Annotated in this window: 11 protein-coding genes; 8 read left to right on the top strand and 3 right to left on the bottom strand. The window is 59.9% G+C overall.

Features of this window, described 5'->3' with window-relative positions:
* Window positions 1-706 precede the first annotated feature (706 nt).
* The 8 genes from BN3659_RS09500 (at window position 707) to rpmH (ending at window position 13,308) form a co-directional block, all read left to right on the top strand.
* Complete coding sequence (locus BN3659_RS09500) at window positions 707-2,068, top strand: MFS transporter (RefSeq protein WP_091536515.1); 1,362 nt, start codon at window positions 707-709, stop codon at window positions 2,066-2,068.
* 863 nt (window positions 2,069-2,931) lie between these two features.
* Window positions 2,932-4,323 (top strand): aminopeptidase P family protein, encoded by a 1,392-nt coding sequence (locus BN3659_RS09495; RefSeq protein WP_091536498.1) that lies wholly within the window; start codon window positions 2,932-2,934, stop codon window positions 4,321-4,323.
* 460 nt (window positions 4,324-4,783) lie between these two features.
* Entirely contained in the window at window positions 4,784-5,632 is an 849-nt protein-coding gene (locus BN3659_RS09490; protein ID WP_091536496.1) for a phosphorylase family protein, read from the top strand.
* A gap of 386 nt (window positions 5,633-6,018) precedes the next feature.
* Window positions 6,019-6,696 (top strand): GDSL-type esterase/lipase family protein, encoded by a 678-nt coding sequence (locus BN3659_RS09485; protein ID WP_091536495.1) that lies wholly within the window; start codon window positions 6,019-6,021, stop codon window positions 6,694-6,696.
* A 342-nt stretch (window positions 6,697-7,038) separates the two neighbouring features.
* Window positions 7,039-9,195 (top strand): elongation factor G, encoded by a 2,157-nt coding sequence (locus BN3659_RS09475; RefSeq protein ID WP_091536491.1) that lies wholly within the window; start codon window positions 7,039-7,041, stop codon window positions 9,193-9,195.
* A gap of 854 nt (window positions 9,196-10,049) precedes the next feature.
* On the top strand, window positions 10,050-12,275 hold the full coding sequence (locus BN3659_RS09470; protein ID WP_091536489.1) for an inorganic phosphate transporter: 2,226 nt from the start codon (window positions 10,050-10,052) through the stop codon (window positions 12,273-12,275).
* A gap of 5 nt (window positions 12,276-12,280) precedes the next feature.
* Window positions 12,281-12,838: a DUF4924 family protein gene (locus BN3659_RS09465; RefSeq protein ID WP_091536488.1), complete on the top strand. Its 558-nt coding sequence runs from the start codon at window positions 12,281-12,283 to the stop codon at window positions 12,836-12,838.
* A 308-nt stretch (window positions 12,839-13,146) separates the two neighbouring features.
* The gene (rpmH, locus tag BN3659_RS09460; RefSeq protein ID WP_091536486.1) at window positions 13,147-13,308 is read left to right on the top strand and encodes a 50S ribosomal protein L34; all 162 of its coding nucleotides are present in this window, start codon (window positions 13,147-13,149) and stop codon (window positions 13,306-13,308) included.
* A 143-nt stretch (window positions 13,309-13,451) separates the two neighbouring features.
* Here rpmH and BN3659_RS09455 read toward each other — a convergent pair whose 3' ends face one another.
* From BN3659_RS09455 to BN3659_RS09445, 3 genes are all read right to left on the bottom strand, one after another.
* The gene (locus BN3659_RS09455; protein ID WP_091536484.1) at window positions 13,452-14,063 is read right to left on the bottom strand and encodes a hypothetical protein; all 612 of its coding nucleotides are present in this window, start codon (window positions 14,061-14,063) and stop codon (window positions 13,452-13,454) included.
* 109 nt (window positions 14,064-14,172) lie between these two features.
* The gene (locus BN3659_RS09450) at window positions 14,173-14,772 is read right to left on the bottom strand and encodes a DUF5043 domain-containing protein (RefSeq protein ID WP_141682551.1); all 600 of its coding nucleotides are present in this window, start codon (window positions 14,770-14,772) and stop codon (window positions 14,173-14,175) included.
* A gap of 11 nt (window positions 14,773-14,783) precedes the next feature.
* Window positions 14,784-15,169: hypothetical protein (locus BN3659_RS09445; RefSeq protein ID WP_216092802.1), on the bottom strand; the 386-nt coding region annotated here is incomplete at its 5' end.

The following is a 15,169-nucleotide window of genomic DNA, read 5'->3' as shown; positions in this document are numbered from 1 at the left end:
TCGCCGTCCGCATGTTCCGGAGCCGTCCCCGCCGGTTTCCCAAGGAGCGGGGCCGAACGAAGGGAGCGTATCCGGCAACGGGCGACCGGGGGGGGGCTCATGCAGAAGCAAGCCCCCGGCCGGCAGGGGTCGGAATGGTAAACGACCGCAGTCGGCAGCAAAACCGGCGATCGTTGCGAGACATCATGATACGGAATCTTCGGGCATCCGCTGCGGGCCGTCTCCGTTCTGCCGGCTGCGGACCTTTCCGAATCCGTCTCCGCTGCAGCTGTCCGCGCGGTGAAACGTATCCTTTCACGAGCCCGTGCGGAGGCGTACCTCCGCAAGCTGCGGGCCGGGAAAGTGCGATGCGGGGTGCGAAAGACCGACGCCCGCACCGTCCGGAAAACTCCCGGCCGCCGGCGCCGGCTGGTCCGTCTCTCAGCAATCGCGTTCCGCAAGCGGAGACGGTTGCGTTCGTACGCATTGCCGGTTCGCCCGGGAGGGGAGGGACCTCCCGCCCCGAGACGGAGGCTGCGAGCGGCCGCACGGCAAAACAGATCCTCCCGACGGTCCGAATAAGCTCCGAAACAGGTCCGTCCCGGAGCGACCGGCGCGCCGAAACCGACGTATGACGGACGGAAAACAGCCGCTCGGCCGCCGCCCGTTCTGAAATGCTATGAAAGAAGAAGTTACGCACAACACATCCGCATGGGACGGCCTGCCCATGCCGCGCCGTCTGGGGGCCATCGCCGCCGTCGCGTTCGGCGTCGGTCTCTCGGTGCTCGACGGGGCCATCGCCAACATCGCGCTGCCGACCATCTCCGGCGAACTGGGGATCTCGTCGGCCGATTCGATCTGGATCGTCAACGCCTACCAGCTCGCCATCATGGTCTCGCTGCTCACCTTCTCGGCGCTGGGCGACCGAATCGGCTACCGCCGAATCTACATCGGCGGACTGATGCTCTTCACCGTCTCGTCGGTGGCCTGCGCGCTCGCGGGTTCGTTCTCCACGCTCGTTCTGGCCCGCGTCCTGCAAGGCTTCGGCGCCGCGGCCGTCACCTCGGTCAACACCACCCTGATCCGCACGATCTACCCCCGCCGCCAGCTCGGACGAGGCATGGGCGTCAACGCCACGGTGGTCGCCGTCTCGTCGGTCGCGGGGCCGACGCTCGCGGCCGGCATCCTCTCCGTAGCCCACTGGCCGTGGCTCTTCGCGGTGAATATCCCCGTCGGGTTCGTCGCTCTGTGGCTCAGCCGGCGCTATCTGCCCGAGAATCCCGTCAAGGTGCACGACCGCCGTTTCCGCTGGCGCGACGGCCTGATGAACGCCCTCACCTTCGGCCTCCTGATGGCCTCGGTCGAAGGCTTCTCCCACGGTCTCGATCCGCGGCTGATCTCGGTCGGTGTCGCCGCACTCATCGTCGTGGGCTTCTTCTTCATCCGCAGCCAGCTGCACGAGACCTATCCCATCCTGCCGTTCGACCTGCTGCGCATCCCGATTTTCTCGGTCTCGGTCCTTACGTCGGTCTGTTCGTTCCTCGCGCAGATGCTCGCCATGGTGTCGCTTCCGTTCTATTTGCAGGGGGTCTTCGACTACGACGACGTGCAGACGGGACTGCTAATGACGGCATGGCCCGCCGTCATCATGGTCGTGGCGCCTCTGGCAGGCATATTGGTCGAGCGCATCCATGCCGGTGCGCTGGGAGGCGCCGGTCTGCTGCTGATGGCCGGCGGGCTCTTTCTGCTGGCCTTCCTGCCCGAAGCGCCCTCGCGCGCCGGCATCGTCTGGCGGCTGGCCCTCTGCGGCGCCGGTTTCGGGCTCTTCCAGTCGCCCAACAACAGCATCCTGATCGCTTCGGCACCGCCCGAACGCAGCGGCTCGGCCAGCGGCATGCTCGCCACGGCCCGCCTCGTCGGTCAGACTACGGGCGCCGCCCTCGTGGCGCTGCTCTTCCACCTCACGCCCGAGAGCAGCACCCACATGGCCCTCGTGATCGCCGCCTGCTTCGCGTTGCTCGGAGCCGTCGTGAGCGGTTCGCGCCTCTCGCTCCCGCTGCCCGAAGGACTTGCACGCAGGAAACGATAGGCGTCCTCAAGCTGCTTTCCGCTCCGCGAGGCCCGATGCCCCGGACGCTGCCCTCCGGCACCGCGTGCGCGCGGGCCCTGTGCGGCTGCGTGCAGTGCTCCGAACGATGCCCGCCTTCGGCGTGAATGCGGATGCGCAGCCGCGAATATCCGGGTCTGCGCCGCTCTCCTCTTGGCGGGGAGCCCCTTTCGGCGGCCTCTGCGGAGGCATCGGAAGGGGCGCCCGTCCGCCCCTCCCGTCCGGTACCCGCCCCCCTTGCGATACGGAATACGGCACTTTTCGGGCAGCGGGCGGGCGATCGCAGAGACCCGCCTGACACGTCGCAGACAGCCTGTTTCCGTTCGTCCTGCTGTTCGGAAGTTTTCCGTGCGGGCGATTCTCGGAGAGGCCGTTCGAGTTGTCGGGCCGCCGCCGCGAGGGCGATACATCCGTGTGCGCCGCCGCACGACCTCGCAAGACACCGAATTTGTGATGGTATTTTCGGATAACCATAAAAAATTATCGTAAAACAATAAATTTTATTTGTTTTTCAAATAATTTTATATTACCTTTGCCTCGTCGTCGGCAATACGCCCGGAACCGGGCCGGACGAACGGCCCGGGGCTCCGACGGCAGCGGCCCGGTCCGGTCGCAGCGGGATGCCGCTCCGGCCCGAAAACAGCAGGAAAAAGAGCGTTATTTCGAAATAAAAAGTTCATAATCGTGTGCGGAGACCCGGGCGCCCGGGTCTCCTTTTTTCGTATCTTCGGCTTCGGCTCAGATATTCCCGCTCGGCAAAATGCAAATAAATTTGCTTTTGCGCCCGACTTATTCGTATCTTTGAGGGGACACAACTCCGATAATCCTTATAAAACGAACATACCATGTTTCCATCCAAAACCTATGCAGTGCGCCGCGAGGCCCTGCGCAACAAGATCGGATCGGGGCTGATCCTGATCCCGGGCAACGAGGCTTCGCCCAACAACTATCCCAACAACGCCTACTACTTCCGGCAGGATTCGACTTTCCGCTACTACTTCGGACTGAATACGCCGTCGCTCGCGGGGGTGATCGACGCCGACTCGGGCGAAGAGGCCCTCTACGGCGACGACCTGACGATAGAGGACATCATCTGGACCGGCCCCCAGCCCACGCTCCGCGAAGAGGCCGCCAAAGCCGGGGTCGCGGAAACGCATCCGCTGGCCGGCCTCGCGGAACGCATCGCCCGCGCCATCGCGCTCGGCCGCCGCGTCCACTACCTGCCGCCCTACCGCGGCGAGACGAAGCTCCGGCTCTCGGCGCTGCTGGGGATCGCTCCCGCGATGCTCCACGACTACAAGTCGGTGGAGCTGATGATGGCCGTGGCCGAGATGCGCGAAAAGAAGAGCGCCGAAGAGGTCGAAGCTCTCGAACGGGCGTTCCGTATCGGCTACGAAATGCACACCACCGCCATGCGGATGTGCCGCCCGGGCGTCGTCGAGCGCGAAATCGCGGGCGCCATCGAAGGGGTGGCCAAATCCCGCGGACAAGGCGTGTCGTTCCCTTCGATCGTCTCGCAGCACGGCGAAACGCTCCACAACCTCAACGCCGACGGAGTGCTGGAGGAGGGACGTCTGCTGCTGTGCGACGCCGGCGGCGAGAGCCTCGAAGGCTACTGCTCGGACCACACGCGCACCTACCCCGTGAGCGGACGGTTCACGCAGAAGCAGAAGGACGTCTACAACATCGTGCTGGCGGCCCACGACCGCGTAGCGGAGATCGTCAAACCCCACATGATGTACACCGAGATCCACAATGCGGCATGCACCGTACTGGCCGAAGGGCTCATCGGGCTCGGGCTGCTCCGCGGCACGGCCTCCGATGCCGTGGCATCGGGCGCCATGACGATGCTCATGCCCCACGGGCTCGGACACGGCATGGGCATGGACGTCCACGACTGCGAGGCGATGGGCGAACGCAGCTTCGACTTCTCGCCGATCGCCGACCGCGCCGCCCAATCGGGTACGTGCATCTACCGTGCGGCATGGCGGATCGAACCCGGCACGGTGATGACCGACGAACCGGGGCTCTACTTCATCCCCGCGCTGATCGACAAGTGCCGCGCCGAGGGCAAGTACAAGGGCATCGTCGACTACGAAGCGCTCGACGCCTACCGCGATTTCGGCGGCATCCGCATCGAGGACGACCTGCTCGTAACGGAGAGCGGCTGCCGCATGCTGGGCGACCGGAAGATTCCCGTAACGGTCGGGGAGCTGGAGGCCGTCGTCGGAAGGTAAATGCGCCTGCCGGCCGGAACCGGCAAGGGCTCGTCCGGCGGGCTGCGAGAAACGGTGTCCCGAAGCGATGACCGACGTCCGGAATTTGCAGGGGCCTCCGATCGTATATCGCCTCGTACTGCGGGCGCGGGCACCGTTCAGGCGGCGCATCGGTACGCAGTTCCGCCTCCGGAAAGAGATCGGAACGGGGAGGATTCGCAAACGGCGCATGACGACCTGCGGAATTACAGTGCGGCACAGATTCATACGAGACGATCCCGATTCGTGTCGTCGCGGCGAATGCGCATGCTTCGGGCTTATCCGAAACATGTGCGGACAGACGGTCGCCCGGTGCGGAGGGGGGCAGGGCCCGCACCGGTCCGGTCGCATCCCCTCGGCTGCCTGCGGATCGGAAAGTGGCGACACGAAACGGGAGGGTATCGCAATGAATATTAAAAATAGAGTCGTCTGAAAACAGCCTATGCGAATCGTCGTCCTTTTTCCGACCGTCGAGGAGGCCAAAGGCTTCCTGCTCTCCGAACCGCACGTGCCGGTCTTCATCTCCGGCCGCGGCCCGGTCCAAACCGCCGCCGCGGTCGTGCGGGCCGTGAAGGCCCGGAAACCGCACCTCGTCGTGCTGGCGGGAACGGCTGCGGCCTGCGACCGCATGCTGCCTCTCGGCGAAGCGGTGGAGGTTACGAGCCGGTTCGAAGCGGAGCTCGCCGCCGCAGAACGACGGATCTACCGGACCGATCCCGCAACCGACCTGCCCGAAGCGACCGGATGCAGCGCGCAGACGGCGGTGCAGTGCGCGGGCTGCGATATTCGGGCGAAAGAGACGGCGGAGACGGACGCTGAGGCAGCGGCCGGTTTCCCGACGACCGGCGACGACCTTTCCGACGACACTCCGGTGTCCGCCGCCGAAGCCGCTGCGGGCGATCCGTTCGCCTCGGGACCACACGCCGAAGCGGCCGAGGAATACGATCCTCCGACCTGCTGCGGATTTTATGCCGCAGACGATCTTCCGACAGCCGGCAGCAGCCCACGCGGCGACACATCGGCAGCCGGCCCCGGAGCCGTCGTTTGCAGCTCCGGCGGGGTGCCGTCCTCCTTTCGTTCCGCATCCGCACGCGGAGCGCATCCGCAGGTCGTGAGCCGCGAAGGGGCGGCGCTGACGGCCGTGTGCGAGGCGTTGGGCGTGCGGTGTTGCGAGATCCGCGTTGCGTCGCATTATGCCGGCGAAGCGCCTTCGCCCGAGGCGCTGGCGCATGCTGCCGAACGGCTGACCGAAACCTTGAACGAAATCTTCGAAAACCACGAACAAAAGTAGAAGATACCTGATCCGGGACGCCGCGATCGCCGCCTCGGCCGGCGGCCGTTCCGCCGTCGAAATGCGGGCGGGAGAGACCTGTCCGCCCCGCCGCTGCCGCCGGTTCCCGTGATTATGCCCGGCGCCGGACCGCAGTCCGGAACTCCGGGTTCCCCGCCTCCCTGCGGCCGCGGCGGCAGCCTTGCGGGCGGACGGCAGGCGGAGCGGACCCGCGAGACGGAGTAGCGGATCGGCAGGACGGATCGGTGCATCGGGGCTGCCGAATGCAGTGCGCCGAATATTCGCCCGCCCCGGCGAACCGCAGCGGGCGGGATGCCGGAGAGATACACGATACCGGGATCGCCGGCCCGCAATCGGCAACGAATCAGCATTTTGTATAAATCGCTATGAAACGACTCCTCATCCTCGCCGCAGCGTTGTTCGCACCGCTCGCACTCGCCTCGCAGGACGGGCCCGACTGGGCCGGATTCGGCCGCTATGCCGCCGCCAATGCCGCCTTGCAGAAGGCACCCTCCGTCGTCTTCATGGGCGACTCGATCACCGACCAGTGGGATGACGCCGACCCGGAGTTTTTCGCCGCCAACGGCTATGCCTGCCGCGGCATCGGCGGACAGGTAACGGGACAGATGCTCTGCCGGTTCCGCGCCGATGCGATCGACCTGCATCCCCGGGCCGTAGTGATTCTCGGCGGGACGAACGACATCGCCCGCAACGACGGCTACGCACCCCTCGAACGCATCGCCGATCATATCGTTTCGATGGCCGAACTGGCTCGCGCGAACGGCATCGAGCCCATCCTCTGCACGATCCTGCCCGCGGGAAGCTATCCGTGGCGGCCGGAGATCGAGGACGTGCCGGCGCGAATCGCAGCGGTGAACGCCCGCCTGCGCGAATATGCCGGGACCCGCGGCATCGAATGGGTGGACTGCCACACGCCGCTGGCGGCTTCCGACGGGTCGATGCGGGCGGAGTATACGACGGACGGCGTACATCTCAATGCGGAGGGCTACGCCCTGCTGGAGCGGACGATCGCACCCGTACTGGCGGAATACGCGGCGCAATGACGGCCGGAGACCCGTTTGCGAAGCGGAACGATCGCCTCATTATAATATGAGGTGATTTTTTATATCCCCGCGCACTCCGCGTCCGGAGCGGTCCGGCGTCGCCGCCGATGGCGGCAGTCCGTCGTTTCCGCTTCGCGGAGCGCTCTTCGCTGCCGCTCCGGCGGCGGCCGGGGAAGGTGCGCGGCGGCCGGGGCGCGTGCGGGAACCCGAGCCGGATTTTTTTGCGGATGAACGGTTTTTTCGCGTCCGGCGTTTGTTTTCCCGATTTTTTCGTATATTTATCAGTCGGCAAATTTCTTTTACCGAATGAACGCCGCCGCAAAACCTAAAACTTCGAGCTATATGAAAAACTATTCAGCCAAAGAGATCAAGAACATCGTACTGATCGGCGCTCCGGGCACGGGAAAAACAACCCTTGCCGAAGCGATGGCCTTCGAGGGCAAAGTCATCGACCGCAGAGGCAGTGTCGAAACCGGCAACACGCTTTCGGACAATACGGACATCGAACACGAATACAAACGTTCGATCTACTCGACCATCCTCTTCACGGAGTTCATGGACCGCAAGCTCAATATCATCGACTGCCCGGGATCGGACGACTTCTGCGGCAGCCTCTTCTCGGCCTTCAAGGTGGGCGACGTCGGGATCTTCCTCTTCAACGCCCAGAACGGCTGGGAAGTCGGCAGCGAGATTCAGGCCCGCTACGCCCGCGCACTGAATAAACCCGTCATCGGCGTCATCAACCAGCTCGACGCCGACAAGGCTTCGTTCGAGGCGGCCTACGAGTCGATCAAGGCCGCTTCGCGCGTGAAGCCCGTCCTCGTGCAGTATCCGGTCGATCAGGGGGCGGGATTCGACGCTTTCATCGACGTGCTGCTGATGAAGATGTACCGCTTCAAGGACCACGACGGCCACCGCGAGGAGCTCGACATCCCGGCCGAGGAGCTCGAACGCGCACAGGCGCTCAACAAGGAGCTGGTCGAGATGGCCGCCGAGCACGACGAGGCCCTCATGGAACTCTATTTCGACAAGGGGACCCTCACGCAGGACGACATCCGTGCAGGGCTCAAGATCGGACTCTCGAAACGCGAGCTGATGCCGATCTTCTGCACGAGCGCCAAGCGCGACATCGGCACCAAGCGTCTGATGGAGTTCGTCATCAACGTCGCACCCGGGCCGCTCAAAGCGCCCAAATTCCTCTCGGTCGAGGGCGAGCAGATCGATGCCGACGCCGAGCAGCCGGCCGTGGCGTTCGTCTTCAAGAGCCAGCTCGAACAGCATATCGGCGAGATCAGCTACTTCCGCGTGATCCGCGGCAGGCTCGCCGAAGGCGCCGAGCTTCTGAATCCCCGCACGGGCAACAAGGAGAAGATCTCGCAGCTCTTCGCCGTGGCGGGCAAGAACCGCATCAAGGTAACGGAACTCTCGGCCGGCGACATCGGCTGCACGGTGAAACTCAAGGGTACGCGCACGAACGACACGCTCTGCGCCCCTTCCTCCCCCGTGCGGATCGACCCGATCGTCTTCCCCGAACCCCGCTACCGCGCCGCCGTAAAGGCCAAGGAGCAGAACGACGAGGAGAAGCTCGGCAAGCTCCTCAACGACGCCAAATACGAAGACCCCACGATTCTGGTGGACTATTCGAAAGAGCTCAAACAGACCATCGTCCAAGGACAGGGCGAACACCACCTGAACATCCTGCGCTCGCGCATCCTCAGCGAAAACAAGATCGCCTTCGACTACACGGCGCCGCGCATTCCCTACCGCGAGACCATCACCCGCGTCGCTCAGGCCGACTACCGCCACAAGAAACAGTCGGGCGGCGCCGGACAGTTCGGCGAGGTGCACATGATCGTCGAACCCTATGCGGAAGGGATGCCCGAACCCAAGAACTACAAGGTGCCGGGCAGGGGAGAACTGGTCGTGAACGTCAAGACCAAAGAGGAGTACGATCTTCCGTGGGGCGGCAAGCTGCAATTCTACAGCGCCATCGTCGGCGGCGCCATCGACGCACGCTTCATGCCCGCCATCCTCAAGGGAATCATGGAGAAGATGGACGAAGGCCCCCTCACGGGCTCCTATGCCCGCGACATCCGCGTGGTGGTCTACGACGGCAAGATGCACCCCGTGGACTCGAACGAAATTTCGTTCAAGCTGGCCGCCCGCAACGCCTTCAAGGAGGCTTTCCGCAATGCGGGGCCCAAGATCATGGAGCCGATCTATTCGGTCGAGGTGCTCGTGCCGAGCGACTGCATGGGCGCCGTGATGAGCGACCTGCAAAACCGCCGCGCCATGATCGAAGGCATGGAATCGGACAAGGGATTCGACCGGCTGAACGCCCGCGTGCCGCTGGCCGAGCTCTACCGCTACTCGACCACGCTCTCTTCGCTCACCTCGGGGTCGGGCACCTACTCGATGAAGTTCGCCTCCTACGAACAGGTGCCCGCCGACGTGCAGGAGAAACTGCTCAAAGCCTATACCGACACCGACGAAGAGTGAGCGCGCTGCGACACGTTCGGAGAGGGGCTGTCCGACAAGTATTTTTAACCCTTTGAGAGCATTGCCTGTTCGGGAAAACTCCCGAATGGCAGCACGAATGATGGGAGGGAGGGGGCTGTCTAAGACTTGTCGGGACAGCCTCCTCTCCTTTCATGCAGACCGCCGCCTCCCGGCGGGGGGGGGCTGAGCGCGAACGCTTGCAGGAACAACGGTCGGGCGCTTCCGCAGGCAGTGCCGCAGACGCATGCGCCGGCGCAAACCCGTCCGGGCGGCCGACGTCAAGTCCGGCTCCGGCCGCACCGCGGGCGAGAACATTCCTCAAAGGCGGAATCATAACACGTTCGAGCTTATTTGAAGCGCATATACGCGGCGTCGGTTGCTAATTCGGGACTTATTCATACCTTTGTCTGCGGTTTGAATACCGCAAAAGTTCTTTATATATACGCAATGTGAGTTGCGATTGCATCTTTAATCTCTAAATCTGGAAAATTTGAAAAATCGAAAGAGATGCACTCTGTGCCCTAAGGGCGCACTGTGTTGCTTTCGATACGGGTTATTCCAGAACCTTGAGATTATATCGCAGTGTCGCCCTTTTCGAATAACCGCCGGCCCCGAAATATTCAGAAGTGACGCCGCTGTCTGCCGCTGCAATCGTTGCGATTTGCGGCGGCAGATTTGTTTTACATGAAAGGGAGCGCATCCCGTTTATCCGAGGCGTCACCCGGCATGCTCCCACCCTGCCGCCGCTTTTATGTTCCGCCCCCCCGCACAGTATTAAATTATTGTTAACAATCCGTGAAAATCCGGCGACGACCGAAAAAATGGTGTAATTTTGTTCCCAAATCCGACACCCTATGAGCGAAATATACACCGTTATCGTTGTTATTCTCGGTATCCTCGCAGTCTCAGGTCTTTTCGTGGGCGTTACCAACGACGCCGTCAACTTCCTCAACTCCGCAATCGGTTCCAAGGCCGCAACCATGCGCACGATTCTGCTGGTCGCTTCGGCGGGTATCATCGTCGGCGTGGTTACGTCGAGCGGCATGATGGAGGTGGCCCGCAGCGGCATGTTCAACCCCGGGCTCTTCACGTTCCACGAAGTCATGATGCTCTACCTCGGCGTCATGTTCGCCAACATCATCCTGCTGGACCTCTACAACTCGTGGGGTCTCCCGACCTCGACCACCGTTTCGCTCATTTTCTGTCTGCTCGGGTCGGCCATCGCCGTTTCGATCTATAAGATTTCGAACGATCCCGCGATCGGCGCAGGCGATCTAGGCCAATTCATCAATACATCGCGCGCGATGGGCATCGTCTCGGCCATTCTGCTCTCGGTGGTCATCGCCTTCACCTGCGGCACCATCGTGATGTACCTCTCGCGGGTCATCTTCACGTTCCGCTACATGGCGCTCTTCCGGCGTTTCGGCTCCCTGTGGTGCGGCGCCTCGCTCACGGCGATCGTCTATTTCGCCGTATTCAAGGGCCTGAAGAATCTTTTGGAGGGCGACCCTTTCACCGAATTCGTCGACCGTCACCTGCTGCTCTCGATTTTTCTCTGCTGGGCGGCATGCAGCCTCGTTCTTTTCATCCTCCAGCGGTTGAAGGCGAACATCCTGCGCATCACGATCCTCTCGGGCACGTTCGCCCTCGCGCTCGCTTTTGCCGGCAACGATCTGGTGAACTTCATCGGCGTTCCCGTGGCGGGTTTCGACGCCTATTCCATCGCCCGTCATGCGGCCGATCCTTCGATGCTCATGGAAGCGCTCAACGAAAACGTACCTGCGAACTTCGGCATTCTGCTGCTTGCGGGCGGCGTGATGATCCTCACGCTCTGGACCTCGAAAAAGGCCATGCACGTTACGGAGACCGAGATCTCGCTCTCGGCACAGGACGACGAGGGGACGCAGCAGTACGGCTCGTCGGTCTTCTCGCGGACGATCGTCCGTGCGGCCCTCGGCATCAATGCGGGGATCGAACGCCTCTTCCCCGAAAAGTTCCGCGAAGCCGTCGCCCGCCGTTTCGAATTCGAGGACGTGGAGCACAGCGGAGCCCCCTACGACATGATCCGCGCCACGGTCAACCTGACGACTTCGGCACTGTTGATCTCGATGGCCACCTCGCTCAAACTGCCTCTTTCGACCACCTACGTCTGTTTCATGGTGGCGATGGGCACGTCGCTCGCCGACCGTGCATGGGGCCGCGAAAGCGCCGTCTACCGCATTTCGGGCGTGATGACCGTCGTGGCCGGCTGGTTCGTAACGGCACTCGGCGGATTCCTGATCGCCTTCGTCGTAGGTCTCGCGCTGATCTACGGCGGCACGGTCGCATTCGTCGTCATCACGCTTCTGTGCGGCTATATGCTCGTCCACAGCAATCTGTCCAAGAAAAAGGAAAGCAAGACCGATGCGGCCGCCCGCAAGCCCCAGACCACCGAAGCCATCATTTCGGAACTGACCGACGAAGTGTGCCGCACGATGGAGTGCACCACCCGCATCTACGACCGCACGTTGATCGCCGTCTTCAAGGAGAACCGCAAGGTGCTGCGCGACATGGTCCGCGAGTCGAACGAACTCTTCTACCAATCGCGCGAGCGTAAATATTCGCTCATGCCGACGCTCAAGAAGCTACAAAGCGGCGACGTCGATGCGGCGCATTACTACGTGCAGGTGGTCGACTACCTCAACGAAATGACCAAGGCGCTGATGCACATCACGCGACCGGCCTTCGAGCACATCGACAACAATCACGAGGGCCTCTCGAAGGAGCAGACCGAGGACCTCATGCACATCAACGACGAGGTGGAGGCCATCTACCGCCACATCAACAACATGCTGCGCACGGGCGATTTCTCGGACATCGAGATGGTGCTCTCGTTGCGCGACCAGCTCTTCGAGTCGATCGCCGATGCCATCAAATCGGAGCTGACCCGCATCAACAACGCCCGCTCGAACACGAAGGCAAGCATGTTGTATCTGACGATTCTCAACGAAACGAAGAGCATGGTGCTCCAGTCGCGCAACCTGCTCAAATCGCAGCAATACTTCCTGCGGCACAACGGAGCGATCAACTGGATCAAATAAAAGACATGGACATCGCAAAAGCCAAACGGCGCGAAAACATCGCCGAATACATCCTCTACCTGTGGCAGCTCGAAGACCTCCTGCGGGCTCTTCAGTTCAGCCCCGAAGCCGTTTTCTCGCAGCTCGTCGCACCCCGCAAGGATATTCCCGAGGAGCAGAAACACGTCCATCTGCTGTGGTACATGGACCTCGTCAACCTGCTCCGCGAGGAGGGCAAGGAGGAAAAAGGACATCTCGAACACACGCTCCACCTGATCGCCGACCTGCACGACCTGCATCTGCAACTGCTCAAACTGCCCGCAGGCGAGCACTACCGCCTCACGTGGGCGCGGCTCGAACCGCAGCTGCCGCGACTGCGCGAGATTCTGGGCAATCCGGGTATGAGCGACACGGAACTCCTGTTCCGCGCGCTCTATGCCGCGATGCTCTACCGCATCAAGGGACAGGGCGACAAACAGGCCGTTGCGGATACGCTCGAACTGATCTCGCCCGTAGTGGCCGAACTCGCCGACATGCACCGCAAAGTGGAGCGGGGCGAAGTGGATCTTTTCAAACCGGAATAGAGCGAGGAACAGGGCTCGCAAGAGCCGGACAGTCCTGAAGGGGCGCAGACGACGATGGACGGCGGCGCGTTTCCGTCAGGCGGCGCCTGACGCGGGAGCCCCGCCAGAGGATCGGAGGGGGGGGCGGTCTGCGGCAAAAAGGCGCTTTTTCATTAAGCCGAAATACATAGGCGGACGCACGTGCAGGCTATGCCGGGGCGAGAACCGGTCGAACAAAATTCACCGTTTTTTTTGTAAATACCGAAAATTGCTATACCTTTGCAATCCGCAAAGCGCGCAAAAACAACAAAAACGAGATAGCTATGGCAATGAAAAGAACTTTCCAGCCTTCGCGCCGGAAGAGAATCAACAAGCACGGATTCCGTCAGAGAATGGCTACCGCCAACGGACGCAAAGTGCTGGCTTCGCGCCGTGCGAAAGGCCGCAAAAAGCTGACCGTCTCGGACGAGTCGACCTTCAAGTACGCCTGACGGCAGCGGACCGTGTTGCGGAATCCGGAGGGCTGTCTGACAAGTTTCTTTAACGCTCTGAGAATTGCGTATTCGGAAAAGTTCCCGAATAGCATACGAATAAAAAAAGGGGTGTCTAAGATTTGTTGGAGAGCCCTTTTCCGTTATGGGCCCTTTTGCGATGCGGGCTTCGTGTATAGTCCGGGAGTTTCGGAGTCGTAGTCGATCTGAATTTTCGAGAAATCGACGAATTTGGTGGCGTGCATGTATTTGAATTTCTCGGCATATTCGTTAGCTTCGATCTTCACGTACTTCTTGATATTTTTTTCCAACAACGCATATTTCGCCGGCGGAATCTGCAGAAAAATCGGATCTTCATAGATGGACATATAAAAATCCAATTCACGAATAATCAGATCATTGTCGATTACACAGTAAATGTTGAATTTGATTCCATTGACAGCGTGCAATTTATCGAATTCCGCTTTTGTGAAGGTCTTTTTGAGCGCTTCCTTAAAAGAATTCTCTTCGAATTCCAATTCGGTATTAAGTAAATTTTCGTCATGGTCCGATTTGATGATCGAACCATCCGGATAAGTCCAAGTGCCATATATTAAGGAATTGGCCTTGTTCGTCAAAATTAATGCTAAGAAATTCAATTTAACATCATAAGTGATGCCGTTCGAACAGACCTCCACTCCGTCATGGTAATATTCTTGTGCGCTCGCTTGAACCGCAAGCAACGAAACGCTCAGGAAAATTGCTGTTTTTTTCATTATTCGCACTGAATTCGTTTCAATCGTACCGGCAATCTCCCGGAGAAAAAGATGCCGTGCGCGTCGTCCCGCCCTTCGGTGTTTGCTGATTTTTCTATTTTCGCTTCCGCTACGATACGGGCTTGACGTACACGCCCGGAGAGGTGGTGCCGTAGTCGATCTGAATTTTCGAGAAATCGACGAATTTGGTGGCGTGCATGTATTTGAATTTTTTGGCATATTCGTTAGCTTCGATCTTCACGTACTTCTTGATGTTCTTTTCCAGCAGCGCATATTTGGCCGGAGGAATCTGCAGGAAAATCGGATCTTCATAGATGGACATGTTGAATACTAATTCACTAATTTTCAGATTATTGTCGATTACACAATAAATGGTGAACTTTATTTCGTCGACTGCGTGTAGTTTGTCGAATTCCGCCTTCGTAAAAGTCTTTCTGAGTGCTTCCTTGAAAGAGTTTTCATCAAATTCGATATTCGTATTCAAATAATCCTCGTCTTCGTCCGATTCGATTTTCGTACCATTCAGAAAAGTCCATGTACCGTAAATTAAGGCGTTGGCTTTGTTGTTCAAGTGCATGGTTATGGGGTTTAATTTTACATCGTACGTGATTCCGTTTGAACAGACTTGAGTTCCGTCCTTATAATAGTTCTGAGCGATCCCGCCGACACCTATCATGGACAATATAGTGAAAATAATTATCTTTTTCATGATTTTGAATTTTAACAGTCTCTCATTAAATGCAACAAATATTCGATATTTATATCATCCGAAAATGTGTTTCCTCTATAACTCTTTATGTAATTTAGATCGGAATAGGCCGTAATGTAACCGCTCATAAATAGTTCCGAACCTATTTCAGAATCAATTATTCCGGAGCGTACGGCGGTCGCCATGATGTAAAACGAATTATCCATGTTGTAGCCAAGTTGTCGGCTTAATTTATCCGTCTGTCCGATCCTCAGTCTGTACATATACCACCCCAATTTGGCTTCGATTTCGCAATTCATCTGTCGGGCATATATATCCCGCCCCATCACCTGATATTGATAGGCATGCAGGAGTTCTTCCATCAGAATCACATCGTGTATGTCGTGTTTGCGAGGGT

Source organism: Alistipes sp. CHKCI003, assembly GCF_900021155.1.
Taxonomy (GTDB): domain Bacteria; phylum Bacteroidota; class Bacteroidia; order Bacteroidales; family Rikenellaceae; genus Alistipes; species Alistipes excrementavium.
The sequence above is the reverse complement of the archived record's forward strand: the minus strand, read 5'-3'. Positions and strand labels throughout refer to the sequence as shown.

Excerpts from the sequence above, each read along its gene's own strand:
- BN3659_RS09450 (WP_141682551.1), bottom strand. The coding sequence starts at position 14,772 with ATGAAAAAGATAATTATTTTCACTATATTGTCCATGATAGGTGTCGGC.
- BN3659_RS09485 (WP_091536495.1), top strand. The coding sequence starts at position 6,019 with ATGAAACGACTCCTCATCCTCGCCGCAGCGTTGTTCGCACCGCTCGCA.
- BN3659_RS09490 (WP_091536496.1), top strand. The coding sequence starts at position 4,784 with ATGCGAATCGTCGTCCTTTTTCCGACCGTCGAGGAGGCCAAAGGCTTC.
- BN3659_RS09455 (WP_091536484.1), bottom strand. The coding sequence starts at position 14,063 with ATGAAAAAAACAGCAATTTTCCTGAGCGTTTCGTTGCTTGCGGTTCAA.
- BN3659_RS09465 (WP_091536488.1), top strand. The coding sequence starts at position 12,281 with ATGGACATCGCAAAAGCCAAACGGCGCGAAAACATCGCCGAATACATC.
- rpmH (WP_091536486.1), top strand. The coding sequence starts at position 13,147 with ATGAAAAGAACTTTCCAGCCTTCGCGCCGGAAGAGAATCAACAAGCAC.
- BN3659_RS09500 (WP_091536515.1), top strand. The coding sequence starts at position 707 with ATGCCGCGCCGTCTGGGGGCCATCGCCGCCGTCGCGTTCGGCGTCGGT.
- BN3659_RS09495 (WP_091536498.1), top strand. The coding sequence starts at position 2,932 with ATGTTTCCATCCAAAACCTATGCAGTGCGCCGCGAGGCCCTGCGCAAC.
- BN3659_RS09475 (WP_091536491.1), top strand. The coding sequence starts at position 7,039 with ATGAAAAACTATTCAGCCAAAGAGATCAAGAACATCGTACTGATCGGC.
- BN3659_RS09470 (WP_091536489.1), top strand. The coding sequence starts at position 10,050 with ATGAGCGAAATATACACCGTTATCGTTGTTATTCTCGGTATCCTCGCA.